Here is a 26,237-nt window from a genome sequence, read left to right as displayed (position 1 = left end):
CTCAGCCTCCGCTCAGGGGCGTGGCAGCCGTCTTCTTGGCTGCCCGGTTGCGCTCGACCTGCCGCCACTTGGCGACATTGGCCTCGTGCTCGGGATAGGTCCTGGCAAATACGTGGCCGCCGGTGCCGTCAGCGACGAAATACAGCTCGTCACTCTTGGGCGGATCCAGGACGGCGGCGATAGCGGCCCGGCCGGGATTGGCAATCGGCGTCGGCGGCAAGCCGTCGATCAGATAGGTATTGTAGGGCGTCTCGCGCCGAAGCTCCGACAGCAGGATGCCGCGGCCCAGGGGGCGCCCGCGCGTCAGGCCATAGATGATGGTCGGATCAGAACCCAGCCGCATGCCGGTCCGAAGCCGGTTGACGAACACGGCCGCCACGCGGGGACGCTCCGACGCGATGCCGGTCTCCTTCTCGACGATCGAGGCCAGGGTCATGGCCTCGTCCTTGGTCGAGAAGGGCAGATCCTTCTGCCGCTGCGACCACAGCTGGTTCAGCAGCTCGTCACGATCATCCATCATGCGCTGCAGAACCGCGGCGCGATCCTCGCCCCGCTCGACCTGGTAGGTCTCGGGCAGGATGGCCCCTTCCGGCGGGGTCGGGGCGACCCCGGTCAGGACCGGCGAGCGCATCAGGATCTCGACGGCCATGTCAGAGGTGACGCCTTCGGGAATGGTCACGAAGTGACGCACCACCTTGCCCTTGCGGATCGTCTCCAGAACCTGGGCCATCGAGGCCCGGCTCTTGAATTCGTACTCGCCCGCCTTGAGCGCGCGCGCCGCGCCGGTGATCTGGGCGGCGGTCATGAACAGCGACGAGGAGCGGATCACGCCGCCGCGTTCGAGGCTGGAGGCGATCTCCGGCACACTGGCCCCGCGACGCAGGACCACCGAGGTGATTTCGCCGCCCTTCGCCGCCGGTCCAGGCCCCTGGTAGAGCCAGAGCGCGCCGGCCACGACGACCAGGCCGATGACTGCCAGGGTCGCGGCGGCGGCAAAGGCCATGGCGATCAGCCGTCGACCGATCGGGGCGGTCTCGGGCTTGCCGGGCCGACGCGGCGAGGCGGCTTTACGGCTCACGAGACTTTACGGAACACGATGGAGGCATTGGTGCCGCCAAAGCCGAAGCTGTTGGAGACGGCGACATCGATCTTCATCGGAACGGCCTTGTTGGGGGCCAGGTTCATGGCCACGTCGACGTTCGGGTTGTCGAGATTGATCGTCGGCGGGGCGATCTGATCGCGGATGGCCAGCACCGAGAAGATGCCCTCGATGGCACCGGCGGCACCCAGCAGGTGACCGGTCATCGACTTGGTCGAGGACATCACAACGTTGCTGGCGTGATCGCCGAGGAAGCGTTCAACAGCCTTGGCCTCGATGCCGTCGGCCATGGTCGAGGTGCCGTGGGCGTTGACATAGTCGATGTCGGAAGGCTGCAGGCCGGCATCCTTCACGGCCGCCGAGAGGGCCCGGAAGCCGCCGTCGCCGTCTTCGGACGGAGCCGTGATGTGATAGGCGTCGCCCGACAGGCCATAGCCGACGACCTCGGCATAGATCTTGGCTCCGCGCGCCTTGGCGTGTTCGTACTCTTCCAGCACCATGGCACCGGCGCCCTCGCCCATCACGAAGCCGTCGCGATCCTGGTCATAGGGCCGCGAGGCCTTTTCCGGCGTATCGTTGAAATCGGTCGAGACGGCGCGGCAGGCGATGAAGCCGGCAATGCCGACCTTGCAGACGGCCGCCTCGGCCCCGCCGGCCACCATCACGTCGGCATCGCCGTACTTGATCAGGCGGGCTGCGTCGCCGATGGCATGGGCCCCCGTGGCGCAGGCCGTCACCACCGAGTGGTTGGGGCCCTTGAAGCCATAGCGGATCGAAACCTGGCCCGAGATCAGGTTGATCAGGGCCGAGGAGATGAAGAACGGGCTGATCTTGCGCGGACCCTTGGCCTCAAGCTCCAAGGCCGTATCGGCGATGGTCGACAGACCGCCGATCCCGGATCCCAGGATCACGCCAGTGCGGTAACGGTCGTCTTCGGTCTCCGGGACCCAGCCCGAATCCTTCACGGCCTCGTCTGCGGCGGCGATGCCATAGAGGATGAAATCGTCGACCCGCTTCTGATCGCGCGGGCTCATGGTCAGGTCAGGATTGAAGGCCCCTTCCACGTCCGGACCGCCACCACCACGGCCGTCGACGCGCGGAACCTCGCAGGCCACCTTGCAGGCATAGTCGGTCGGGTCGAACGCCGAAATGCGATTCGCACCCGACTTGCCGGCGAGAATGTTCTTCCAGGACACGTCAACGCCATGACCCAGGGGGGTCAGCAGTCCCAGTCCGGTGACAACAACTCTACGCATGGATCACTCCCAACCTTCTCGCGCGCCACCGGAGAGACGGGCGAACCCGTCGGCCCGCGCGGCGCGAATCCTGGCCACATACGAAAACCGCCGCGCGCACGATGGCAAGAGCCCGTGCTGCGCGGCGGTTGAAGACTTGTTCGCAAGAGGCGAACGGGGCCCTTAGGCGCCGGTCTTTTCCGTGATGAACTTCACGGCGTCGCCAACCGTCTGGATGTGCTCAGCGGCGTCGTCCGGAATTTCGATGTCGAACTCTTCTTCGAACGCCATCACCAACTCGACGTTGTCGAGGCTGTCGGCGCCCAAGTCATCGATGAAGCTGGCCTTCTCGGTGACCTTCTCGGGATCGGCATCCAGATGCTCGATGACGATCTTACGCACGCGCTCGAGAATGTCGGACATTCTGTTAGTCCCTCAGTTTTGAATCTGTTGTCCGCCAACGATTTCGGCCGAAGCCTCGCCATTGACGGGAATTGTCGGCCTCCGCCTATCACGTTCTTTTTCGGGTGACCAGCGGGTCACCAGCGAAGATACGCGACGCCCGGGCCTTTGCGAACACAAAGGACCCGAGCCAGGCAGTGGCGGCTAGATCATCGCCATGCCGCCGTTGACATGCAAGGTCTGGCCCGTGACGTAGGCACCTTCCTGGCTGGCGAGATAGACACAGGCGGCGGCGATATCGTCGCCCTCGCCCAGGCGGCCCGCCGGAATGCCCGACAGGATACCGGCCTTCTGGGCATCGGTCAGGGCGTCGGTCATCGGGCTGGCGATAAAGCCGGGTGCCACGCAGTTGACGGTGACATTGCGGCTGGCCAGTTCCTGGGCCAGGGCCTTGGAAAACCCGATCATTCCGGCCTTGGAGGCCGCATAGTTGGTCTGGCCGGCATTGCCGGTGACGCCGACCACCGAAGTGATGCCGATGATCCGGCCGGAGCGGCGCTTCATCATGCCCTTGGCGGCGGCGCGGGCCAGTCGGAAATAGCCCTCCAGATTGACCTTGATGACGGTGTCCCAGTCCTCGTCCTTCATCCGCACGATCAGGCCGTCGCGGGTGATGCCGGCATTGGCGATGACGATGTCGAGCGGCGCGCCGGCGGCCTCCTCGGCCTTGGCGACCAAGCCGTCGACGGCCTCGGCGTCAGAGAGATTGGCGACCACGAAAGAAGCGCGCTCGCCGAGCTGGGCCTTCAGCTCGGTCAGGGCTGATTCGCGGGTGCCCGAGAGCACGACATGGGCCCCCTGGGCATGCAGCGCCCGGGCGATGGCCCCGCCGATGCCGCCGGTGGCACCCGTGACGAGAGCGGTCTTGCCGGTAAGATCAAACATGATGGTTCTCCGTTCGGAGTCGTTAGAGCGATTTCGCGAAAGCTTCGAGGTCGGCCGGGCTGTTGAGCGGCGTCGCCTCGGAATCCGGCGCGATACGCTTGGCCATGCCCGACAGCACCTTGCCGGCCCCGGCCTCGGCGAAGCGCGTAACCCCGCCCTCGCCGGCCAGCCAGATCATGCTCTCGCGCCAGCGCACCCGGCCGGTGACCTGCTCGACCAGCAGGCCCCGAATGATGTCGGGATCGTGGACGGGACCCGCAGTGATATTGGCCACCAGGGGCGCACGCGGCGAAACGATCGTGGTGCCCGCAAGGGCCTCCGCCATCTCGTCGGCCGCCGGTTGCATCAGCGGACAGTGGAAAGGAGCCGAGACGTTCAGCGGAATGGCCCGCGCGCCCAGTTCCTTGGCCTTCTCGATGGCCTTGTCGACCGCCGCCTTGTCACCGGAGATCACGACATTGCCGTTGTTATTGTCATTGGCGACAACGCAGACACCGACCTCGGAGCCGGCCGCTGCGGCGGCCTCGGCCAGGGCGAGATCGGTCTTCGGACCGATCAGGGAGGCCATGGCCCCCTCGCCCACCGGCACGGCGCGCTGCATGGCCTGGCCGCGCAGCTTCAGCAGCCGCGCCGTATCCGCCAGGGTAATGGCCCCTGCCGCCGCGAGGGCCGAGTATTCGCCCAGCGAATGGCCCGCCACAAAGGCGGCGCGATCAATCCCGATGCCGAACTCCTTTTCCAGCACACGGCTGACCGCGAGGCTGACGGCCATCAGGGCCGGCTGGGCGTTCTCGGTGAGGGTCAGGTCGCTCTCGGGACCCTCCTTCATCAGGGCGAAAAGCTTCTGGCCCAGGGCGTCGTCGACTTCCTGAAACACCTCGCGGGCGGCGGCAAAGGCCTCGGCGAGATCAGTGCCCATGCCGACGGCCTGGCTGCCCTGACCGGGGAAAATGAAGGCGATGCTCATGAAAGCCCGCTCCGTTCTAGAGATTCATGCGGTTCCTGGGGGCGGAGGGTTAGGGGAAAGGCTCCGGCCCGGCAAGTGCGGGGCTTTTCCGACCATGGCTTGTATTCCATCTTCAGGCGTCCAAATTGCCGGGCGCACCGTAACTCGGGCACGAAAACCGTGGAGTCTCCTATGAACCGCCTGACCGCAGGCCTCGCGGCCATTGCCGTGCTCGCTGCATCCCCTGCCCTGGCCGCCCTGAAGCCCGGGGCCAAGGCTCCGGATTTCACCGCGCCTGCCGCCCTGGCCGGCAAGGACTTCAGCTTCACCCTGTCCAAGGCCCTCAAGAAGGGGCCGGTGGTGCTGTACTTCTTCCCGGCCGCTTACACGTCGGGCTGCACGGCCGAGGCCCACGAATTCGCCGAAGCCACCCCGGATTTCGAGAAGCTGGGTGCCACTGTGATCGGCGTCACCGGCGGCAATGTCGACCGCATCAAGGACTTCTCCAAGGAGCACTGCCGCGACAAGTTCGCCGTGGCGGCCGCCTCGCCGGCCCTGATCAAGAGCTATGACGTCGCCCTGCCGGTCAAGGACACCTGGTCCAATCGCACGTCCTATGTCATCGCGCCGGACGGCAATATCCTGATGGCCTACACCGACGGAAATTTCGCCGGCCATGTCAGCAAGACCATGGATGCAGTGAAGGCCTTCAAGGCCAAATAGGCGAACCGATCTTGGGGCTGGTCCAGTTTGCGACCAGCCCTTTTCGATTTCGACCAGCCGGCCGGCTTGAGGCTAGGGCGGTCAGGCGCGAGGATCGGACATGACCAACCCCGATCTGCTTGAAGCCGTCGCCCGCGGCATGGCCATAGGCGCTTTCGCCGCCACCGGCCTGGCCCTGGCCGCCAGCCGCAAACTGGCTCCGATGCGCTGGATCGGCGCCCTCTTCTTCGTTTGCGCGATCGCCCATGTAATCGACGGCTGGTCTGGTGATCGACATCCTTCCAAGCTGATCTGGGCCCTGTCCGTGACGGGGACCGGCGTCTTCTGGCTGTTTGCCATCGGACTGTTCGAGGATGCTCCGGTCCCCAGGCCCTGGCGGTGGCTGCCGATCCTGGTGGCCTTCGGGTTCTGGCTGGCGGCCGTCGTCTCCCCGCCCGACGTGTGCGTCTGGATCTGGAAGGCCTTTTCGATCTTTTCAGCCGCCATCGTCGTCCACGTCCTGATGGTCGCCTGGCGCGGCTGGCGTGATGATCTGGTGGACCAGCGCCGCCGCTTGAGAGCCCCCCTGGCTGCAGCGGCCGCCGGCTATGTCCTGATTCAGGCGGCCTGTGATCTGGGCTGGCCGGCGGCGGTACGGGCCCTTGACGCCTCCCTGGTGCAAGCCTTCCTTTTAGCCGGTCTGGGACTGGGTGCGGGACTGGCCCTGCTCCGGGTCGAGCCCCTCCTGGTCGAACAGCCGACCGGGACCGGCCAGGCTCTGTCAGACACCCCCCGGGAATCCCTGTCCCTCAGCCCGGCCGATCGACTGGTCCTGGTTCGGCTGGAACGGGCCATGACGCAGGACGAGGTCTGGCGGGGCGAGGATCTGTCCATCGGGGCCCTGGCCGCCCTGGTGGGCGCACCGGAGCACAGACTGCGCAAGCTGATCAACGGCATGCTGGGCCATCGCAACTTCGCCGACTACGTCAACAGCCGGCGTATTGCCGCCGCCAAGATCGCCCTCGCAGATCCCGAACTGGCACTGAAGTCCGTGTCCGCCATCGCTTATGAGCTTGGCTTTGCATCTCTGGGCCCCTTCAATCGCGCCTTCCGGGCGGAAACCGGCGCGACCCCCTCGGCCTGGCGCCAGCAGGCCTGCGCCGGGGCACCGCGGCTGCGCTTGGTTGAAACCGGCGAAACCGCCCCGAATTCCAACAAGTCGGCCTGATTTCAGGTTTCGGCGCGACCGCGATCAAACGGTCAGACGTCCTGGCGACACCAACCGCGAGGACGCCCCATGAGCTTCGAGACCATCCAACCTTTTCTCCACAACTGGCTACAGGCGGCCCAGGCCGACGTCCTGCGTTATGCCATTTTCTCCGTCGGCGTCTGGCTGACCCTCTGGGTGGTGCTGGCCAGGCCCCTGGCCGCCCGCAAGATCCGCGAGACCCGTCCCCCAGGCCGTCAGCTGGTGCTGGAGTTCCTGATCTCGATCCGCTCGGTCATGATCTTCTCGACCGTGGGCCTTCTCAGCTTCAGCCTGTTTCGCGCCGGCTGGATGCCGGGCCCCCATATCGCCCGCGACCTCGGCCCAGTGTGGTTCTGGATCAGCCTGGTCCTGATGATCGTGGCCCATGACGCCTGGTTCTACTGGACCCATCGGCTGATCCATGACCGTCGCCTGTTCCGGACCTTCCACCGGCGGCATCACCGCTCCAACAACCCTTCGCCCTTCACCGCCTACAGTTTCGACCTGGGCGAGGCTGTGATCGCGGCACTGTTCGTGCCGGTCTGGATGATGATCGTGCCGACCCAGTGGCCGGTGGTTGGCCTCTATGTCCTGCACCAGATCGCCCGCAATACGATTGGCCACAGCGGCTACGAGCTGTTCCCGGCCCGCAAGGACGGTCGCCCTCTACTGCCCTGGCTGACCACTGTAACGCACCACGATCTGCACCACGCCCAGGCCGGCTACAATTACGGTCTCTACTTCACGTGGTGGGACCGCTGGATGGGCACAGAGCATCCGGACTATCTGGCACGGTTCGCCGAGGCCACCCGCCGCAAGGGCCGGGCTTCGGGCGAGACTACCAGCTGGCCTTCACCAGCCTGACCATCAGGCGACTGTCCTGGAGCCGCCATGCATCCTGGGTGGCGGCTCCACGCAGGCTGACCGTGAACTCGGCCGGGATGTCGAAGGGCCGGGTGACGCTGACATCAACCCCCTCGTCACCCATCGACCCGCCGCCGACAGCGATCGAACCGATCGGCTTGCCGTCCAGGGTCAGGGCCGAGCGGACATTGGCCCGCGCCACCGGGATCTGGCCGGGGACGGCAATGGGCTGAGCCGCGTTCATGTCCATTGACAGGCTGACATAGTTGGCGCGCGGCAGCAGGCCGAAGCCGAACATCTTGGACACCGACGACCGGAGGCGGGCCTCGCGATCGTTCCAGGAGGCCCCCAGCGCCAGAGACCGCTTGCCGAAGTGCTCGGCATCCAGCTTGCGGTTCAGATTGAGGTCCAGGTCATAGGTCGGCCGTTCCAGAGTACCGGCAATCCTGGCGGTCACCCTGGCGGACTCGGTGTCGGTGGAAAGGTCTACAGGCAGGGCGGCCGAATAGCCGGTGAAGCGACCGTCATGGGCCGAAACCGAAAGATCGGGCTTTTGAATCGCCTGGGCGGCGGTCGGCCCGACAAGGCTCACCGCCAGCGCGAGGCCCCCGAGGGCGCTCATGGCAGCGCTAGACATCATGCCTGCTGTCTAGCACAACCTGCCCTTGCGGCAAGATCAGGCTCCTCCGTAACTGCCCCTTCCACCGCGACGGTGTGTGGGCCAGGGCCGTCGCGATGGCGATGCATTCTTGCGTTCCGGGCCCGTCTCCTGTAGTAGCGCGCGTTCTCACGGATGGCGGTCTTTGGCGCAGCCCTCACGGGTACGGGATTTCCCGCTCGGCGCTCAGGAACCATCGTGGTTGTCGGACTTCCGCCGCCAGCCGCGCCGCCCTCCAAGCCGGAAGAAGGAAAACATGGCGTTCTACGAACACGTGGTCATCGCGCGGCAGGATATCTCGCCGCAACAGGCCGAAGCTCTGAACGAGCAAATCAAAGCCCTGATCGAAGAAGGCGGCGGTCACATCGCCAAGATCGAATACTGGGGCCTGCGTAACCTCACCTATCGCATCAAGAAGAACCGCAAGGGCCACTATTCCCTGCTCGCCATCGACGCTCCGGCGCCGGCGGTCAAGGAAGTCGAGCGCCAGCTGCTGATCAATGAAGACGTTCTGCGCTTCATGACCATCCGCGTGGAAGAGCTGGACCTGGAACTGTCGCCGGTTCTGGCCCGTCGTGACCGCGAACGCAGCGAGCGCCCCGAGCGTTCGGATCGTCCGCGCGACGACTTCGCCGCCGCGTAAGGGAGAAGAGAGATCATGACCGATACCACTGCTCCCGAAGCCGGCGCGCCCGCCGCCGGCGGCGCTCGCCGCCCGTTCTTCCGTCGCCGCAAGGTTTGCCCGTTCTCGGGCGCCGGCGCGCCGAAGATCGACTACAAGGACGTCAAGCTCCTGCAGCGCTACGTTTCCGAGCGCGGCAAGATCGTTCCGTCGCGCATCACCGCGGTGTCGGCCAAGAAGCAACGCGAACTGGCCAAGGCCATCAAGCGCGCCCGCTTCCTGGCTCTGCTCCCCTACGTCGTGAAGTAAGGGAGACACCACGATGAAAGTCATTCTGCTCGAACGCGTTGAAGGCACTGGCACCCTCGGCGACGTGGTCACCGTGAAGGACGGCTTCGCCCGTAACTTCCTGCTGCCGCGTCACAAGGCCCTGCGTGCCAACGCCGCCAACCTGAAGTCCTTCGAAGTTCAGCGCGCTGAAATCGAAGTGCGTAACGTGAAGAACCGCGAAGCCGCCGGCGCTGTCGGCGAGACCCTCGACGGCACCCAGTACGTCATGATCCGTCAAGCTGGCGAAAGCGGCCAGCTGTACGGTTCGGTCGCGGGTCGTGACGTCGCCGACGCCATCAAGGCTGAAGGCGGCAAGGTCGATCGCTCGATGATCGTCCTCGACAAGCCGATCAAGACCCTGGGCGTTCACGAAGTGAAGGTGAAGCTGCATGCTGAAGTGACCGTCACGGTCACCCTCAACATCGCGCGCAGCGCCGACGAAGCCGAGCGCCAGGCGCGCGGCGAAAACGTCATCGCCGCTCAATTCGAAGAAGACCGCGCGGCTGACGCCGAAGCGGCCTCGGACATGGCCGCCGGTGGCGCCGGTTCGTTCGAAGGCGATCACTACGAGTCCTGATCCTTTTCCAAGGATCTGTGATTTATCGAGAAACGGCGCGGAGCAATCCGCGCCGTTTTTTTCTGCGGTGCAACAAAGAAATGTTGAACTTGTAGGCGCACGCTTGTGCGCCCATGTTCTTCTCACGAGGCGTTAAGCCTCCGTACCCGGACAGACCGATCATCAACTCGGCCCCGGCGTAACCATGAGGGGAATGCAAATGAGCTTTCGAATTCTGCTGTTTACGGCAGCCTCGGCCGCCGCAATCGCCGGCTCGGCCCAGGCCCAGTCCGCGCCGCCGCAAGATGCCGCCAACCTAGAGCAGGTGGTCGTTACCGGCACCCGCACGGCGGGACGCACACGCCTTGACACCATCGCACCGGTCGATGTCGTCAGCGAAAAGGCCCTGACCCGCACGGGCACGACCGAGCTGGCCCAGTCCCTGTCGACCCTCGCGCCCTCGATCAACTTCCCGCGCCCCGCCATTACCGACGGTACGGACCACATCCGTCCCGCGACCCTGCGCGGCCTGGCTCCCGATCAGACGCTGGTGCTGGTCAATGGCACCCGTCGCCACGCGACGGCCCTTGTGAACGTCAATGGTTCGATCGGCCGTGGTTCGGCAGCGGTCGACCTCAACGCCATTCCGACCATTGCCCTGAGCCGGGTTGAAGTCCTGCGCGACGGCGCGTCGGCCCAGTATGGCTCTGACGCCATCGCCGGCGTCATCAATCTGCGCCTGCGCGAAGCCCGCAGCGGTGGTGGTGTGGTCGCCACCTATGGCCGCTATAACAGTGAAGTGAAGACGGCCCGCAATACCCAGGGCCGCGACGCCAGAGACGGCCAGACCGTGACCCTGCAAGCCTGGCAGGGCCTGCCGCTGGGTCCCGAAGGCTTCCTGACCATTTCCGCAGAGTACCGCGATCGTAATCCGACCAGCCGTGGCGACATCGACGTCCGCGTGACCCCCGCCCGCGTGACCTCGCGCTATGGCGACGCCGAGGTGACCGACAAGACGATCTATTTCAATGCCGGCCTGCCGGTCAGCGAGAGCTGGGATGCCTATGGCTGGGCGGGCTACCAGGCTCGCGAGGGGGCCAGCGCGGCCTTCCCGCGTATTGTCGGCGATGCCCGCCAAACGCCGGTGGCCTCGATCTATCCCGACGGCTATCTGCCCATCATCGCCAGCGAGATCACCGACACGACGGCCGCCGGCGGCCTGCGTGGCGACCTCGGCGGTTTCAAGGTCGACCTCAATGTCGCCTACGGCAAGAACGAGATCGACTACCGCACCGAAAAGTCTGCGAACGCGTCCTATGGCGCAGCCAGCAAGACCAGCTTCAACTCCGGCGGCATGAGCTATGACCAGACCGTCGTGGGCCTGGACGTCTCGCGCGGTGTCGATATCGGCGCCTTTGAGCCCCTGAACGTTGCCTTCGGTGCCGAGGCACGCTGGGAGGACTATTCGATCCGCGCCGGTGAGCCGGCCTCCTATAATCGCGGTCCGATCACGACCTCAGCGGCCGGCGCACAAGGCTTCCCGGGCTTCCAGCCGTCAAATGTGCTGTCCAAGGACCGCGACAATGTCGGCGTCTATCTGGACCTGGAATCCCGCCTGACCGAGCGCTTCACGGCTTCGGTGGCCCTGCGCTATGAGGACTATTCCGACTTCGGCGCGACGACGACGGGCAAGCTGGCCGCCCGTTTCGAGCTCGCCGAAGGCCTCGCCGTGCGCGGTGCCGTGTCGACCGGCTTCCGGGCCCCGGCCCTGCAGCAGCAGTTCTTCACCACCACCTCGACCAATTTCATCATCATCAACGGCGTCTCGACCCCGGTCGAGGTCGGCACCTTCCCCGCCACCAGCGCGGTGGCCAAGGTGCTCGGCTCCAAGCCGCTGGAAGCGGAAGAATCGACCAACACCTCGCTGGGCCTCGTGTTCCACAAGGGCGCGTTCGAAGTGACCGTCGACGCCTACCGGATCAACATCGACAACCGCATCGTGCTGTCGGAAAACATCCAGGGCTCCGCCACGGGCACCCCCACCCAGCAAACGATCAACAACCTGCTGCTGCCGTTCAACGTCACGGCCGCCCGGTTCTTCATCAATGGTGTCGAGACGGAGACCCAGGGCATCGACATCGTTGCACGGTATCGCCTCAATGCGGATGACGCCGGGGTCTTCGACCTGACCGCCGCCGCGAACTTCAACGAAACCGACGTCACGAAGATCCCGACGACCAATACCCTGTCGTCTCTGCCGGTTCCCCCGACCCTGTTCGGCCGCGCCAACGTCCTGACGTTTGAGGAAGGCACGCCCAAGCACAAGGTCACCCTGGCCGGCGACTGGACCAAGGACCGCTGGGGTGCCAGCCTGAAGACCACCTTCTACGGCACGGTCCTGTCACCCAACAATGACGCGACGGGAGCCTTCGATGTCCGGACCGGCGACAAGGCCGTTGTGGATCTTGAAGGGCGGTACGGCATCACGGACAACGTGACCCTGGCCATCGGTGCCAACAACCTGTTCGATGAGTATCCCAACCGTACGCCGGTGACGGTCAATACGACCAACGCCACCAGCTTCACGTCCTTCTCGCCTTTCGGCTTCAACGGGCGCTTCCTGTACAGCCGTATCAGCGTCAACTGGTAGTCCCGGCTCCAGTCTAGGGAACAAGGCGCGGAGAGCGATCTCCGCGCCTTTTTTCTTGCGCTGCCTTCGGGGCAGAACATACACAAAACATCCCCGTTCATCTTGGACGTGCGTCGAGACGACGCGCGCATGCGGAAAACCGGCGCGTTAACCTGTGGCCATGTCTCTCGTCCCCGCTCTCGACCTGCGTCCGCCCTATCAGGACGTCACCATCGCCGTGGCTCCGCACAACCTCGAAGCCGAGCAGGCTCTGCTGGGCGTCCTGCTCTATGACAACGCTGCCTATGAGCGCCTGACCGATGCCCTGAACGGTCGCCATTTCTATGAGCCGTTCCACCAGCGGCTGTTCCAGTCGATCGAGACCCATATCCGCAAAGGCCAGCTGGCCGAGCCGATCCTGCTGGCCGACGAGTTCAAGAAGGACCCCGCGTTCGAGGAGCTGGGCGGCCTGCGCTATCTGGCCGACCTGGTCGACCGCGCACCGCCGGCCGCCAATGTCGGCGACTATGCCCGCGCCGTTTTCGACCTGGCCCTGCGCCGCGACCTGATCCGCATCGGTGGTGAAATCGCCACCTCAGCCCATGGCGGTGGCGACGAGATCCGGCCGGCCCGCGACCAGATCGAGGCCGCCGAGCAGCAGCTCTACACCCTGGCCGAAAGTGGCACGGCCTCTTCCGGTTTCGTGACCTTCGGCGAGGCCCTGCGCGGCGCAGTCGAGATGACCGCCGAGGCCTATAGCCGCGACGGCGGCATGTCCGGCGTGGCCACCGATCTGGTGGATCTCGACCAGAAGATCGGCGGTCTGCACCCCTCCGACCTCGTGGTCCTGGCCGGACGTCCGTCGATGGGAAAGACCGCCCTGGCCACCAACATCGCCTTCAATATCGCCCGCAAGTACGCCTATGAGATACAGCCCGACGGCACCAAGAAGACTGTCCAGGGCGGGGTCGTCGCCTTCTACTCGCTGGAAATGAGCGCCGAGCAGCTGGCCCTGCGTATGCTCGCTGACGCCTCGGGAGTCTCCGGTGACCGGCTCCGCAAGGGCGAGATCGACGCCTCGGAGTTTGGCCGGGTTCGCGACGCCGCCATGGAGCTGCAGGAAGCGCCGCTCTATATCGACGCGACCGGCGGTCTCTCTATCGCCAAGCTGACCGCTCGGGCCCGCCGCCTGAAGCGCCAGGTCGGTCTGGACCTCGTCGTTGTCGACTATCTGCAGCTGGTCACCGGCTCGGACCTGGGCTCCAACGCCAACCGCGTGCAGGAAGTCAGCCAGATCACCATGGGCCTCAAGGCCCTGGCCAAGGAGCTGGGCTGCCCGGTCATCGCCCTGTCGCAGCTGTCGCGTCAGGTCGAACAACGGGAAGACAAGCGCCCCCAGCTTTCCGACCTGCGGGAGTCCGGTTCGATCGAACAGGACGCCGACATGGTCTGGTTCGTCTATCGCGAAAGCTACTATGTCGGCCGCGCCGAGCCACGCGAAGGCACGCCTGAACACCTGACCTGGCAGGAAGACATGGATCGCCTGCAGGGCCTGGCCGAAGTGATCATCGCCAAGCAGCGTCACGGCCCGATCGGAACCGTGCGCCTGTCGTTCAATAGCGATACAACCCGCTTCGGCAACCTCGCCCGCGACCACTATTTCGCCCAGGCGCGCAACATCCCCTCCGACGAGTAGACCGTGGATTTCAGCCCCCTGCCCGTCTCCAGCCTGATCGGGGCCTTTCTGCTGGCCTTTCCGGCCCTGTTCTCGATCGTCAATCCGGTCGGAGCCTCGCTGATCTTCGACCAGGCCATGGGCGGCCGCAGCCGTGCGGAACGCCAGAAGCTGGCCCGCAGCATCGGCTTCTATTCCTTCCTGGTCCTGTTCGGCTCCCTGCTGCTGGGCGGCTACATCCTCAACTTCTTCGGGGTCAGCCTGGGCGCGCTGCGCGTCGCCGGCGGACTCGTGGTGGCCATCCGGGCTTGGGGCCTGTTGATGGACCCGCAGGAACAGGAGGATCGCAAGACCAGCGACACCGACCCCGTCCGCCTGCAGGAAGACATCGCCTTCTTTCCGATGACCATGCCGTTCACGACCGGACCGGGCTCGATCTCTGTGGCCATAGCCCTGTCCTCGCAGCGGCCGACGGAAGGCAGTGCCGTCGGCTTCTTCGTCGGGGCCAGCCTGGCGGCGGCCGGGGTCGCGGCCCTGGTCTGGCTGCTCTACAGCGCCTCGGACCGGGTCACCCGGCTGCTGGGACAATCCGGGGCGCGGGTCCTGTCACGGCTTGTGGCCTTCCTGCTGCTCTGCATCGGCGTGCAGATCACGGCGTCCGGTTTCGAGAACCTCGTTTCGGTGTTCCTGGCCGCGCACCCAAACGCGTTCTAGCTGGAAAAGCCTGACAGGCTCCGCTACGCCCAGTCGCGCCGCCTTCCTGCCCCAGAGCCCTCGTGACCGATCCTTCCGACTCCCGCCTGACGATCGATCTCGATGCCCTGTCGGCGAACTATCATGCGCTCAGGGCCGCCGCCTCGGGCGCGGACGTCGCTCCGGCGGTCAAGGCGGATGCCTACGGTGTCGGCGCGGCCCTGGTCGCAGACAGACTTTGGAACGAGGGCGCGCGCAGCTTCTACACAGCCCGGCTTTCCGAGGGCCTGGCCCTGCGCCGGAGCCTGGGCGATCGCGACGCAACGATCCATGTCCTGGACGGCGTCACGCCAGGGTCCGCCGACGTACTGGTGGCGGCACGCCTGACGCCGGTTCTGAACAGTCTTCCGCAGATCGAGGCCTGGAACAGCCAGGCCCGCGGCGGCCGGCTGGCTGCCAGCCTGCATATCGACACCGGCATGAACCGTCTGGGCCTGCGCCTGGAAGAGGTCCGGGTTCTGCTCGCGGCTATGGACCGTCTCAAGCATGTCGAGGTGACCCAGGTCATCAGCCACCTGGCCTGCGCCAACGAGCCGGACCACCCCCTCAACCCCAAGCAGCTGGAGCGCTTTCACGAGGCCGTGGCCCTGCTTCCTCAGGCGCGCCGAAGCCTTGCCAATTCCGCAGGCGTGTTCCTCGGCGAGGCCTATGCCTTCGATCAGGTCCGGCCGGGGATCAGCCTCTATGGCGGCGGACCGCACGACAGACCCGACCCACGGATCAGGGCTGTGGTCACCCTGGAAGCTCCGATCCTGCAGACTCGGAACGTGCCGCGCGGTGAGAGCATCGGTTACGGCGCGACCTTCACCGCAACGGACAATACTCGGGTCGCCATCCTGGCGGCCGGCTATGCCGACGGCATTCCGCGCGCTGCCCATCCTCGTGGCGCGGTCTGGTTCGACGGCCGGCGACGCCCGATGCTGGGCCGGGTCTCCATGGACCTGATCGCCGTCGACATCACCGACTGCGACGCCGCCCGCCCGGGGGCCATGATGCAGATCATCGGCCCAGATCTGTCCGTCGACGACGCGGCAGCAGCGGCCGGGACCACGGCCTATGAACTCCTGACCCGGATCGCACCCCGGGCCCACCGGGTGATCCTCTGATCCCACGTCCGGCTTTGGCGTAAGCCCCCTTCACCCTGTAGGCTCCATCCATCCGAGAATCAGGAGACCCCATGGCCCGAGACGGTGCCGTTTACGCCTGCCAGTCCTGCGGCGCGGTCCAGTCCAAATGGTCGGGCCAGTGCCCGGCCTGCCAGAGCTGGAACACCCTGGTCGAGGAAGTCAGTGCGCGGCCACCCGGGGCCCTGGCAGCGACCAAGGCGACACGGACCCGGGGCCTGCAGTTCCAGGGCCTCGAGAGCGACACCCCCGCACCGCCCCGTATCGTCACCGGGGTCGACGAGTTCGACCGTGTCTGCGGCGGCGGGGTGGTTCCGGGCTCTGCGATCCTGATCGGTGGCGATCCCGGGGTCGGCAAGTCCACCCTGCTCCTGCAGGTCTGCGCCAATGCCGCCTCGCGGGGCGTGTCCTGCGCCTATATCTCGGGCGAAGAGGCAGTCGAGCAGATCCGTTCGCGGGCCGAGCGCATGGGCCTGGCCAAGTCGCCGGTCAGCCTGGCGGCGGAGACGAGCCTGCGCGATATCCTCGACGGCTTGAAGCGCGACAGCTTCGATCTGGTGGTGATCGACTCCATCCAGACCATGTGGAGCGACGCCCACGAGGCCGGGCCGGGCACCGTGACCCAGGTTCGTGCCTGCGCCACCGAACTGGTCCGGCTCGCCAAGAAAAAGGGCGTCGCCATCCTGCTGGTCGGCCACGTGACCAAGGACGGGCAGATTGCCGGTCCGCGTGTGGTCGAGCACCTGGTCGACGCCGTGCTCAGCTTCGAGGGCGAGCGCGGATATCCTTTCCGCATCCTGCGCGGGGCCAAGAACCGCTTTGGGGCCACCGACGAGATCGGGGTCTTTGAAATGGGCGATGTCGGCCTTCGCGAGGTCAAGAATCCCTCGGCCCTGTTTCTCAACGAGGGCGGGGAACGCGCGGCCGGGGCCGCGGTCTTTGCCGGAATCGAGGGATCCCGGCCGGTTCTCGTGGAATTCCAGGCCCTGGTCTCGCCCTCCGCCTATGGAACGCCCCGCCGGGCGGTGGTCGGCTGGGACTCCGGACGCCTGGCCATGGTGCTGGCCGTGCTTGAATCGCGTTGCGGCCTTGGTTTTGGCGACAAGGACGTCTATCTGAACGTCGCTGGCGGCCTGCGCATTACAGAGCCGGCGGCGGATCTCGCGGCGGCGGCCGCCCTGGCCTCATCGGCTTTGGATGTCGCCCTGCCCCAGGACTGCGTCGTGTTCGGCGAGGTCAGCCTGTCGGGCGAGGTGCGGCCTGTGAGCCGGATGGAGACGCGTTTGAAGGAAGCCGCAAAACTCGGTTTTGGCCGGGCGCTCGGACCGCTTTCGGGACTTCCGGACGGTGGCGGAGCCTTGCCGGTGGCCGGGGTGGCCAGGCTGGCCGATGCGGTGCGCCGGATCGGTGACGAGATCTGGGGCCAACTGACGTGACGCCCTTCGACATCATCGCCGGCCTGCTGCTGATCACCTCGTGCTCTGTCGGTTTTGCCCGCGGCGCGTCGCGCGAGCTGACCTCGGCCCTGTCCTTCATTTTCGCCGCAGCCCTGGCCCTGTTCAGCCTTCGCGTCAGCGGCCCGATCTTCCGCGACCTGATGGACCCGGACTGGGCCGCGACGGCCTGCGCCCTGCTCTTCGTGTTCGTGGCCGCCTTCGTGGTCCTGCGCTTCCTCGGCGGGCGGCTGACAGCCGGTTTGCACGAAAGTGCCCTGGGTCTGCTGGACCGTGCGGTCGGCGCAGGTTTCGGCCTGATGCGGGCCCTGGTGATCCTGGGCGTGTTCAACATGCTATTTCACATGGCCACACCGCCGGACCGCGTGCCGTCCTGGGTCGAGCGCTCGATCTTCTACCCCCTGTCGGGAGCCAGTGCGAAGGTCCTGCGCGTGTTTGCGCCTAGGGGCAGTGAACTGGCGGGCAAGCTTGCCCCGGCCATCGAAGGCGCGGTACGCGGGGCCAGCGACAATCCGCCGGACCGCAAGCCCGGCGAAACCGACTATGATCAGAACCAGCGTCAGGATCTCGACGATCTGGTGGAGAAATCGCGATGAGCTTTATCGGCCAGTCGACCGACCGGTTTTCCTCCGCGCCCTGGCGTGATCCCGAGGACGACACCCTGCGGCTTGAGTGCGGGGTGTTCGGGGTGTTCGGGGTTCGCGACGCTGCCGCTGTCGCCGCCCTGGGCCTGCACGCCCTGCAGCACCGCGGTCAGGAAGCCTGCGGGATCGCCGCCTTCGACGGCCAGCGCTTTCACACCGAGCGCCATATGGGCCATGTCGGTGACGCTTTCACCGGCAATGACCTGGTCGAGCGCCTGCCCGGCGGCATGGCCATAGGTCACACCCGCTATTCCACGGCCGGCGGCAGCGGCATCCGCAATGTTCAGCCGATGTTCGCCGATCTCGAGACCGGCGGCGTGGCCATTGCCCACAACGGTAACCTGACCAACTTCCTGTCGCTGCGCGAACGGCTGGTGCAGGAAGGCGCGATCTTCCAGTCGACCAGCGACAGCGAGGTGATCCTTCACCTGATCGCCCGCTCTCGGAAGGCCCGCATTGTCGACCGCTTCATCGACGCCGTGGCCCAGATCGAGGGCGGCTACGCCCTGGTGGCGATCACCAACAAAAAGATGATCGGTGTGCGCGATCCGCTGGGCATCCGTCCGCTGGTGCTGGGCGACCTGGACGGCCAGCCGATCCTGGCCTCGGAGACCTGCGCCCTGGACATGATCGGCGCCCGGTTCGTGCGCGACATCGAGCATGGCGAGATGGTGATCATCTCCGATACCGGCGTGAAGTCCCTGAAGCCGTTCAGCAGCCTGGCCGCGCGGCCCTGCGTCTTCGAATATGTCTATTTTGCCCGCCCCGACAGCGTGGTGAACGGCCGCTCGGTCTATGATGTGCGCAAGCGCATGGGCCAGCGCCTGGCCATCGAGACCGGGGTCGAGGCCGATGTGGTCGTGCCCGTGCCTGACAGCGGCGTGCCGGCTGCCATCGGCTATGCCCAGCAGAGCGGCCTGCCCTTCGATCTGGGCATCATCCGCAACCACTATGTCGGCCGGACCTTCATCCAGCCGACCCAGGGCGTGCGCGAACTGGGCGTGCGCATGAAACACAGCCCCAACCGGGCCGTTCTGGAAGGCAAGCGCGTCGTGCTGATCGATGATTCCATCGTCCGCGGCACCACCTCGCTGAAGATCGTCCGCATGGTCCGCGAGGCCGGTGCCAAGGAGGTCCACCTCCGCTCGGCCAGCCCGCCGATCAAGTGGCCGGATTTCTACGGCATCGACATGCCCGAGCGCGAACAGCTGCTGGCGGCCAACAAGTCGCTGGAAGAGATGGCGCGGTTCCTGGAAGTCGACAGCCTCGGCTTCCTCTCGGTCGACGGCCTTTATCAGGCCCTGGAAGCCGGTCCGCGCGATCCGGTAACCCCGCAGTTCACCGACCATTATTTCACCGGCGACTACCCCACCCGCCTGACCGACCGCGAAGTGGCCGAAGGCCGCAACGAGGCCAATGACAAGCAGCTGTCGCTGCTCAGCGCGTAACCGGGCGTGCTCAACGGACTTTCCAACCTGCTCTCCAGGCTGAAGATCGACGGCTACATCGTCCTGCTGTTCGGCATGGTGGTGCTGGCCTCGGTCCTGCCCGTGCGCGGCGAGCTCGCGGCCGGGCTGAGCCTGGTGGTCAAGCTGGCCATCGCCCTGCTGTTCTTCCTGCATGGGGCCAAGCTGTCCCGCGAGGCTGTGGTGGCCGGGGTGACCCACTGGCGGCTTCACCTGACCATCCTGGCCTTCACCTATCTGCTCTTCCCGCTTCTGGGCCTGCTGGCCGCCCGCACCGGGATCCTGTCGCCCACCCTGGCGGCGGGCCTGGTGTTCCTGGCCTGCCTGCCCTCGACAGTGCAGTCCTCGATCGCCTTCACTTCCATCGCCCGAGGCAATGTCGCGGCCGCCGTCTGCGCCGCCTCGGCCTCGAACCTGCTGGGCATTTTTCTGACGCCGGTTCTGGTCAGCCTGCTGATGCACGCGCAGGCCGGCACGGCGGGCTGGAAACCGATCCAGGACATCGTCGTCCAGCTTCTCCTGCCCTTCATCGCTGGACAATTGGCCAGGCCCTGGGTCGGAGCCTGGATAGAGAAGCACAAGCAGCTAGTGGGCTATGTGGATCGCGGCTCGATCCTGCTCGTCGTCTATTCGGCCTTCAGCGCCGCCGTGGTGGCCGGGCTCTGGAAGCGGGTCACACCGCTCGAACTCCTGCTGCTTCTGGGGGTCTGTGGCCTGCTCCTGGCTGTCATCCTGCTGGCAACGACCTTCGGCGCGCGGGCCCTGGGCTTTGCCAAGGCCGACGAGATCGCCATCGTCTTCTGTGGCTCGAAGAAGAGCATGGCCACCGGCGTACCCATGGCCGGCATCCTGTTCCCCGGGGCCACGGCCGGGGTTCTGGTCCTGCCGCTGATGATCTTCCACCAGATCCAGCTGATGGCCTGCTCGGTGATCGCCCAGCACTACGCCCAACGCCCGGCGGATGACGCCACGGACGGGCTTCAAGAAGCGCCGCTCAGCCGCTAGAACGCCCCATGGATTCTTCAGCAAAACCGCTCGCGGGCCGTATCGCCCTGGTCACCGGCGCAACCCGGGGCATTGGTGCCGCCATCGCCCTGGGACTGGCCGAGGCTGGGGCCCATGTCATCGCCCTTGGTCGCACCCAGGGCGCGCTGGAAGCGCTCGATGACGCCATTTTTGCGGCGACGGCGGAGCATGCCACCCTTGTGCCTCTGGACCTGCGCGAGCCCGACGGCCTCGACGCCCTCGGCGCGGCCCTGCACCAGCGCTGGGGCAGGCTCGATATCGTGATCGGCGCCGCCGGCGTTCTGGGGGCCCTGACCCCTGTGGGCCACCTCGATCCAAAGGGCTGGGACATGATCATGGCCACCAACCTGACGGCCAACTGGCGCCTGATCCGGGCCATGGATCCCCTGCTGCGCGCCTCCGACGCCGGACGGGCCCTGTTCCTGACCAGTAGCGTGGCCAAGAGCCATCGCGCCTTCTGGGGCGGCTATGCGGCCTCCAAGGCCGGGCTGGAAGCCATTGTCGACTGCTATGCGGACGAGATGGAGAATACTGCGGTTCGGGCCCTCTGCGTCGACCCTGGGGCCATGCGGACAAAGATGCGCTCAGGCGCGTTCCCGGGCGAGGATCCGATGACCGTCCCGGCCCCTGAAAGCATCGTTCCCTATATCATCGATCTGGTGCGCCCCGATCGTGACCCGCCCCGGGGCGTGGCGCGGTTCAAGGAGCGGGGTCAGGAATCGGCCAGCCTCGGCTGAGCCCGGATCTGCAGCGCGACAAGGCCGCTCATCAGATCTCCAGCAGGTCTCGCCCGATGATGATCTCGCCGGAAAAATGCGGCCGCACGGCGTCCAGCCAGACGCTGTCGTCAAGGAACGGATAGCCACCGGGGACAAAATGCGACAGCACCAGGGTCTTGACCCCGGCCTGGGTCGCGATCCGCCCCACCTGCTCGGTCGTGGTGTGGCTGGCCAGCAAATGGTCCTTGAGCCGAACGGCATTGGGTTCGGAGGCCAGGAGCTGTTCCAGGGCTGGCAGGTACATGACCTCATGGACCAGCACATCCGCGCCACGGGCCAGCGTGACCAGCGCCTCCGACGGGGCAGTGTCGCCCGAGATCACGATGGATCGATCGGCCGTGTCGAAACGATAGGCGAAAGCCGGCGCGACCGGCGGATGGCGCACAAGGGCGGCCGTCACCCTCACCCGGTTGTCCTGCAGGACCAAGCCGGGCCTGGTGATCTCATGCGGATGGATCAGGGGCCGCAGCGGCGGCCGCCCCTCGTCGGCGATCCGTGTCTTGATGTCGAAGCTGTTCAGTTCCAGGACCTGCCGCGTCATGGCCGCCAGGGGTGGCGGACCATAGGCGTCCACCCGATGATCCAGGTCTGCCGCCCAGGCCAGCAGCAGCAGATTGCCGTAGTCGGCATTATGGTCGGAATGGTGATGGGTGATGAAAACGTTGCGGATCGACCCGAGCTTCAGGCCGGCCGCCACGATCTGGCGCGCAACACCGTCCCCGCAGTCAATCACATAGGTCACGCCGTCGACGACGATAGCCTGGGCCGGTGCCGACCGGTTCTTCTTGGGCGTGGGGCCGCCGCCGGTCCCCAGCAGGATCAACCGGGTCCCGGTCGCTGCCTGGACCGGGCCAGATCCCGCCGTCAGGGCCGCAGCACCAAGCGCTGCGCCCTGAGACAACAGCCGACGGCGATCCAGAAGCATGACCCTTGGCTCCAGCCCTATTTGCCCTTGGGTTTCCCCGGGCCCTTGTTGCCGCGAACAATGCCGGAGCCGGCCACCGGCCGCCTTGGACCGCTCGCAGCCTTGCCGCCGGCAGCCTTGAAGCCGACCTTGTAGCTGGGCGTGCTCGACACCTTCTTCTGGGCGCGCGGCCCCTGCTTCTTCACCGACTTGACCGCGCCCTTGCCGGGTTCGGCCGCAGGCGTGGCGACAGCCGCGCTGGTGGTCTTGGCCTCGGCCTTGACGGTGGGCTTGGGGCCCCTCACCGACTTCTTCTCGGGCGGCGGCAGGCCAGCTTCGGCTGCCGCAGCCGCGGCGGCCTCGTCGGCCAGGCGCTTGGACTTCTTGACGGTGTTGCGTGAGGCGCGGATGCGCTCTTCCTCACGCTCACGGCGTTCAAACTCCCGCTTGCCGCGACCGCTGTGGCCCTTGGCCTCGCCATCGGCATAGGGATTGGCCCCGGACTTGATGGTGATGCGCAACGGCACCCCCGGCAGGTCGAAGCTTTCCCGCAGGGAGTTGATCAGATAGCGCCGATAGTGATCCGGCATCTGGTCGGCCCGGCTGGAGAACAGCACGAAGGTCGGCGGGCGGGCCTTGGTCTGGGCCATGTACTTGGGCTTGACGCGCTTGCCGCTGACGGCGGGCGGTGGATGGCGTTGCATGGCCATCTGCAGCCAGTCGTTCAGGTCACGGGTCTTGACCTTGGTCGACCAGTCCTTGTGGATCTTCAGCACGGCCGGCATGAGCTTTTCAATGCCCTTGCCGGTCTCGCCGGACAGGGCCACCACCGGCGCGCCGCGCACCTGGGGCAGCATACGCTCGGCATGTTCGCGGAAGGCCGCCAGCTGGGCGGCCGGGTCTTCGACCAGATCCCACTTGGCCAGGACGAAGACCAGGGCCCGCCCTTCCCGCTCGGTCAGGTCAGCGATCTGCAGGTCCTGGATCTCGAACGGATGGGTGGCATCCATGACCAGAAGCACCACCTCGGCGAAGGTAATGGCCCGGATCGTGTCCTGGGTGGAGAGCTTTTCCAGCTTCTCCTGAACCTTGGCCTTCTTGCGCAGGCCGGCCGTATCAACCAGCCGGACCTTCTTGTCGCCCCAGACCCAGTCGACCGAAATGGAGTCGCGGGTGATCCCGGCTTCAGGGCCGGTCAGGAGGCGCTGCTCGCCGATCAGGCGGTTGACCAGGGTCGACTTGCCGGCATTGGGACGACCGACAATGGCCAGCCGGATGGGCTTGTCGTCATCGTCCTCATCGTCGGAATACTGATCTTCCGGAAAGGCTTCCAGCATGGCCGCATAGAGTTCGGCCATGCCTTCGCCATGCTCGCCCGAGATCGGGATCGGCTCGCCCAGGCCGAGCTTGTAGGCCTCGCCGATACCCGACTGGCCGGCTTTGCCCTCGGCCTTGTTGGCGGCGATGATGACCGGCTTGCCCCGGCGACGCAGCAGGGTGGCAAAGACCTCGTCCAGTGGGGTCACACCCTCGCGGGCGTCATAGATGAACAGCGAGACGTCGGCTTCCTCGACCGCCAGCTCGGTCTGCTGGCGCATCCGGGCCTCGAGGCTTTCGTCCGAGACGTCCTCGAAGCCGGCGGTGTCGATCAGCTCCAGTTCCAGGTCGCCGAGGCGGCCCGAGGCGTAGCGGCGGTCACGGGTGACCCCGGGCTGGTCGTCGACAATCGCCAGCTTCTTGCCGGCGAGACGATTGAACAGCGTGGACTTGCCGACATTGGGGCGGCCGACGATAGCGAGTTTCAATGGCATAGGTGTGCAGTAGTCGATTTTTCCGGTTCCCGCAAAGCGGACAACCCGGGTCGGCTTGGGCCGACCCGGGCTTGGGAACCTCTGGAGATGGATCGCCGGACCGAAGAGGCCGGCGCAGGAGACTTAGCGGATCGCCACCAGCTGGGCGTCGTCAGTAACGAGATAGACCGTATCCCCGACCGCGATCGGGGCGAGCAGCACCGGGGCACCGATCTTCAGGGTCTTTTCCGTGGCCCCGGTCTTGGGGTTCAGGGCAACGGCCTGGCCGTCGCTCGACACTGTGATCAGCCGGCCCGAGGCCAGGATGGGGGTCGACCAAAGCCGTGGATGCTTGGCCAGCTTCTTCTTCTGGCGCTTCGACTGGCCCAGGCCTTCGTTGAGGTCACGGATCCAGTAAACCGAACCGCTTTCGCGCGCGACGCAGATCACCTGGCCGGACTTGTCGACGACATAGACCACGTCACCCGCGGCCCAGGGACTGGTGATCCCGGTGATCGGCAGGCTCCAGCGGGCCTGGCCGGTCCGCAGATCGGTGGCCGAGAACACGCCGGAATGGCTGACGGCGAAGACGTCGCCCTTGTAGATAACCGGTCGGCCCGGGATGTCGCGGATCTCGGACAGGGCATTGGTCCGGCTGGCCCGCGACAGGGCCTCGCTCCACAGGTCATTGCCATTGGCCGCACGCAGCGCCACCAGTTCGCCCGAGGCGAAACCGGCGACGGCCGTGTCGCCACTGACCGCGACACTGGGGGCCGACAGGATGCGGGCCGGCTCGATCAGGGCCTGGTAGGTCCAGCCGGGCGCGCCCGTGCCGGCATTGAAGGTCAGGAGTTCATTGTCGGTCGACACGACGAACACCCGTCCGTCGACCACGGTCGGGGCCGCATGGATCGGGGTCGAGGTCGTCTGGCGCCAAGCCTCAGTGCCCGTTGTCGCGTCGAGCTGGGCCACGAACCGGAAGCCGGAGGCCACGATCAGCTTGTTGTCCGGGCTCAGGGCCAGACCGCCGCCGAAGCCCAGACGATCATTCTTGACGCCACCGAGGCCGAAGAAGCCGCCCTTGCCCGGTCCGGCCGAGGGACGCAGATCCTTGCGCCAGTCGACCGAGCCGGTCTTAGCGTCAATCGCCGAGACCGTGGACTCGCCGTCCATGACATAGATCCGGTCCGCAGTTGCCACCGGCGGGGCCGTAATATGGAACTTGCGATTGCCCTTCTGACCGAAGCCCTTGCGCCAGGCGATCTCGAACGCCTTGCCGGCATCCACATGCTCGACGGACTGTTCAGCATTGCCGCCCGGCAGCCGCCATTCCGTTTGAACGGCAGGGTCCGGCAGATAGAACTCGGTACCCTTGAGCGCTTCGGCAGCCTCGACCTTCTGATCAAAGGCGATCACGGAGATGCGCTGACCCTGGGTCGCCTTGGCCTTGTCCTTTTCGGCCTTGTCGAAGGGATTCAGCTTCGAGACCGACGAGGAGACCGTGGAACAGCCGCTCACCGCCATCGCCGCCGACATCAGCGCGATCAGCGCTGTAGAACGCTTGGAAATCATGGGGCGGCTCATTGGGCGCCGGTGGGCGCGGTTTGCGGTGCAGTCGGCAGAACGGCCAGGGGCGGCAGGGCAATCGACGCCTTGACCACGGCGGCCAGATCCTTGGCCGAGCCGGAATCGATCATTTGCATGGCCGCCTGGGCGCGCTGGCGCACGCCTTCAGAATTGTTGTCCAGCAGATTGGCCAGGATGGAAAAGTCCTCGCGAGCCCCCTTCAGGTCGCCCGATTGAAGCTTGGCGAAGGCCAGGGCTTCTTTGGCGTTCACCCGGTATGGGCTCTTCTCCCCCGTCAATGGCGTCAACCTCGTTTCAGTGTCCTTGAACGAGGCCGTATCCATCAGGGCCAAGGCGGATTTGAGGCGCGCCAGATCCCCGATGACCGGATCCGACGAAAGCTTGGCCGCCTCGTCGAAGTAACGCACCGCGTCGGCCGTCTTTCCCTCGTCGAGCCGGATGCCGCCCAGATGCATCAGGGCCAGGGCGCGGTAGCCCGGCGAACCGCCCTTGGAAATCGCTTCCATGGCCGAGAGCCCCTTGGCCGCCCCTTCGCGGCCCATGGTCTCCAGAGCAGCCTGATAGGCTTCAGAGGCCTTGGCAGCTTCCTTGGTCTGATAGGCCGTCCAGCCCCAGAAGCCGCCGACACCGATGACAACCGCCACCGTGGCCGCGCCGATCCAGGGCAGCGCCTTCAGCGCGAGGGTCCTGTAACGGTCGGAGCGAAGCTGCTCTTCGACCTCGTCAAAAACATCGACCACGAACGAGGCTCCGAAACGGACGCTCACAGCGCCCTGACGCACCAGCGCCGGACGGATC

Annotated in this window: 25 protein-coding genes; 15 read left to right on the top strand and 10 right to left on the bottom strand. The window is 66.1% G+C overall.

The window, feature by feature from the left end; all coding sequences use genetic code 11:
• Position 1: 1 nt before the first annotated feature.
• The 5 genes from mltG to fabD all read right to left on the bottom strand — a co-directional run bounded on the left by mltG (position 2) and on the right by fabD (position 4,648).
• On the bottom strand, positions 2–1,003 hold the full coding sequence (mltG, locus tag AQ619_RS08190; RefSeq protein ID WP_166504330.1) for an endolytic transglycosylase MltG: 1,002 nt from the start codon (positions 1,001–1,003) through the stop codon (positions 2–4).
• A gap of 71 nt (positions 1,004–1,074) precedes the next feature.
• Positions 1,075–2,355 carry a beta-ketoacyl-ACP synthase II gene (fabF, locus tag AQ619_RS08185; protein ID WP_062146235.1) on the bottom strand — a complete coding sequence of 427 codons (1,281 nt, stop codon included), beginning with the start codon at positions 2,353–2,355 and terminating at the stop codon, positions 1,075–1,077.
• Positions 2,356–2,517: 162 nt separating this feature from the next.
• Positions 2,518–2,757, bottom strand: coding sequence for an acyl carrier protein (locus AQ619_RS08180; protein WP_007672577.1), 240 nt, complete (start codon positions 2,755–2,757; stop codon positions 2,518–2,520).
• 183 nt (positions 2,758–2,940) lie between these two features.
• Positions 2,941–3,681 (bottom strand): 3-oxoacyl-[acyl-carrier-protein] reductase, encoded by a 741-nt coding sequence (gene fabG / locus AQ619_RS08175; protein ID WP_062146233.1) that lies wholly within the window; start codon positions 3,679–3,681, stop codon positions 2,941–2,943.
• Between the two features lie 22 nt (positions 3,682–3,703).
• Positions 3,704–4,648, bottom strand: coding sequence for an ACP S-malonyltransferase (fabD, locus tag AQ619_RS08170; protein WP_062146231.1), 945 nt, complete (start codon positions 4,646–4,648; stop codon positions 3,704–3,706).
• A 171-nt stretch (positions 4,649–4,819) separates the two neighbouring features.
• Between fabD and AQ619_RS08165 the strand changes: the two genes are divergently transcribed.
• From AQ619_RS08165 to AQ619_RS08155, 3 genes are all read left to right on the top strand, one after another.
• The gene (locus tag AQ619_RS08165; RefSeq protein ID WP_062146229.1) at positions 4,820–5,350 is read left to right on the top strand and encodes a peroxiredoxin; all 531 of its coding nucleotides are present in this window, start codon (positions 4,820–4,822) and stop codon (positions 5,348–5,350) included.
• Between the two features lie 100 nt (positions 5,351–5,450).
• A complete protein-coding gene (locus AQ619_RS08160) occupies positions 5,451–6,557 on the top strand; it encodes a helix-turn-helix domain-containing protein (protein WP_062146227.1) in 1,107 nt (368 codons plus the stop codon).
• Between the two features lie 69 nt (positions 6,558–6,626).
• A complete protein-coding gene (locus AQ619_RS08155; protein WP_062146225.1) occupies positions 6,627–7,442 on the top strand; it encodes a sterol desaturase family protein in 816 nt (271 codons plus the stop codon).
• Here the strand turns inward: AQ619_RS08155 and AQ619_RS08150 are convergent.
• Entirely contained in the window at positions 7,417–8,082 is a 666-nt protein-coding gene (locus AQ619_RS08150) for a hypothetical protein (RefSeq protein WP_335338051.1), read from the bottom strand. The genes AQ619_RS08155 and AQ619_RS08150 overlap by 26 nt on opposite strands.
• A 274-nt stretch (positions 8,083–8,356) precedes the next feature.
• On the opposite strand from AQ619_RS08150, the gene rpsF reads away from it, so the two are divergent.
• The 12 genes from rpsF (at position 8,357) to AQ619_RS08090 (ending at position 21,116) form a co-directional block, all read left to right on the top strand.
• Positions 8,357–8,743, top strand: coding sequence for a 30S ribosomal protein S6 (gene rpsF, locus AQ619_RS08145; RefSeq protein WP_062146221.1), 387 nt, complete (start codon positions 8,357–8,359; stop codon positions 8,741–8,743).
• A 15-nt stretch (positions 8,744–8,758) separates the two neighbouring features.
• Positions 8,759–9,031, top strand: a complete 273-nt coding sequence (gene rpsR / locus AQ619_RS08140; protein ID WP_062146219.1) for a 30S ribosomal protein S18 — start codon at positions 8,759–8,761, stop codon at positions 9,029–9,031.
• Positions 9,032–9,044: 13 nt separating this feature from the next.
• A complete protein-coding gene (rplI, locus tag AQ619_RS08135; RefSeq protein WP_062146216.1) occupies positions 9,045–9,629 on the top strand; it encodes a 50S ribosomal protein L9 in 585 nt (194 codons plus the stop codon).
• 199 nt (positions 9,630–9,828) lie between these two features.
• On the top strand, positions 9,829–12,258 hold the full coding sequence (locus AQ619_RS08130; RefSeq protein WP_062146214.1) for a TonB-dependent receptor plug domain-containing protein: 2,430 nt from the start codon (positions 9,829–9,831) through the stop codon (positions 12,256–12,258).
• A 154-nt stretch (positions 12,259–12,412) separates the two neighbouring features.
• Positions 12,413–13,933: a replicative DNA helicase gene (locus tag AQ619_RS08125; RefSeq protein ID WP_062146212.1), complete on the top strand. Its 1,521-nt coding sequence runs from the start codon at positions 12,413–12,415 to the stop codon at positions 13,931–13,933.
• 3 nt (positions 13,934–13,936) lie between these two features.
• Positions 13,937–14,626, top strand: coding sequence for a MarC family protein (locus AQ619_RS08120; RefSeq protein ID WP_062146210.1), 690 nt, complete (start codon positions 13,937–13,939; stop codon positions 14,624–14,626).
• 62 nt (positions 14,627–14,688) lie between these two features.
• On the top strand, positions 14,689–15,771 hold the full coding sequence (gene alr / locus AQ619_RS08115; protein ID WP_062146208.1) for an alanine racemase: 1,083 nt from the start codon (positions 14,689–14,691) through the stop codon (positions 15,769–15,771).
• Between the two features lie 71 nt (positions 15,772–15,842).
• Positions 15,843–17,225 carry a DNA repair protein RadA gene (radA, locus tag AQ619_RS08110; protein WP_062146206.1) on the top strand — a complete coding sequence of 461 codons (1,383 nt, stop codon included), beginning with the start codon at positions 15,843–15,845 and terminating at the stop codon, positions 17,223–17,225.
• Positions 17,222–17,839 (top strand): CvpA family protein, encoded by a 618-nt coding sequence (locus AQ619_RS08105; RefSeq protein ID WP_062146204.1) that lies wholly within the window; start codon positions 17,222–17,224, stop codon positions 17,837–17,839. Before radA ends, AQ619_RS08105 begins: the two co-directional genes overlap by 4 nt.
• Positions 17,836–19,335, top strand: coding sequence for an amidophosphoribosyltransferase (gene purF / locus AQ619_RS08100; protein WP_062146202.1), 1,500 nt, complete (start codon positions 17,836–17,838; stop codon positions 19,333–19,335). The genes AQ619_RS08105 and purF overlap by 4 nt, the downstream gene beginning before the upstream one ends.
• A gap of 6 nt (positions 19,336–19,341) precedes the next feature.
• Positions 19,342–20,358 (top strand): bile acid:sodium symporter family protein, encoded by a 1,017-nt coding sequence (locus AQ619_RS08095; RefSeq protein ID WP_062146200.1) that lies wholly within the window; start codon positions 19,342–19,344, stop codon positions 20,356–20,358.
• An 8-nt stretch (positions 20,359–20,366) separates the two neighbouring features.
• The gene (locus AQ619_RS08090; protein WP_062146198.1) at positions 20,367–21,116 is read left to right on the top strand and encodes an SDR family NAD(P)-dependent oxidoreductase; all 750 of its coding nucleotides are present in this window, start codon (positions 20,367–20,369) and stop codon (positions 21,114–21,116) included.
• 31 nt (positions 21,117–21,147) lie between these two features.
• Here AQ619_RS08090 and AQ619_RS08085 read toward each other — a convergent pair whose 3' ends face one another.
• The 4 genes from AQ619_RS08085 to AQ619_RS08070 form a co-directional block, all read right to left on the bottom strand.
• Positions 21,148–22,083 carry an MBL fold metallo-hydrolase gene (locus AQ619_RS08085; protein WP_062146195.1) on the bottom strand — a complete coding sequence of 312 codons (936 nt, stop codon included), beginning with the start codon at positions 22,081–22,083 and terminating at the stop codon, positions 21,148–21,150.
• Between the two features lie 17 nt (positions 22,084–22,100).
• The gene (gene der, locus AQ619_RS08080) at positions 22,101–23,873 is read right to left on the bottom strand and encodes a ribosome biogenesis GTPase Der (RefSeq protein WP_062146193.1); all 1,773 of its coding nucleotides are present in this window, start codon (positions 23,871–23,873) and stop codon (positions 22,101–22,103) included.
• A gap of 123 nt (positions 23,874–23,996) precedes the next feature.
• Positions 23,997–25,436, bottom strand: coding sequence for a PQQ-like beta-propeller repeat protein (locus tag AQ619_RS08075; RefSeq protein ID WP_062146191.1), 1,440 nt, complete (start codon positions 25,434–25,436; stop codon positions 23,997–23,999).
• The gene (locus tag AQ619_RS08070) at positions 25,433–26,179 is read right to left on the bottom strand and encodes a tetratricopeptide repeat protein (protein WP_062151422.1); all 747 of its coding nucleotides are present in this window, start codon (positions 26,177–26,179) and stop codon (positions 25,433–25,435) included. Before AQ619_RS08070 ends, AQ619_RS08075 begins: the two co-directional genes overlap by 4 nt.
• Between the last annotated feature and the right edge of the window lie 58 nt (positions 26,180–26,237).

It is taken from the genome of Caulobacter henricii, from assembly GCF_001414055.1.
GTDB classification, from domain to species: Bacteria; Pseudomonadota; Alphaproteobacteria; order Caulobacterales; family Caulobacteraceae; genus Caulobacter; species Caulobacter henricii.
This window is presented reverse-complemented; position numbering and strand designations above follow the sequence as displayed.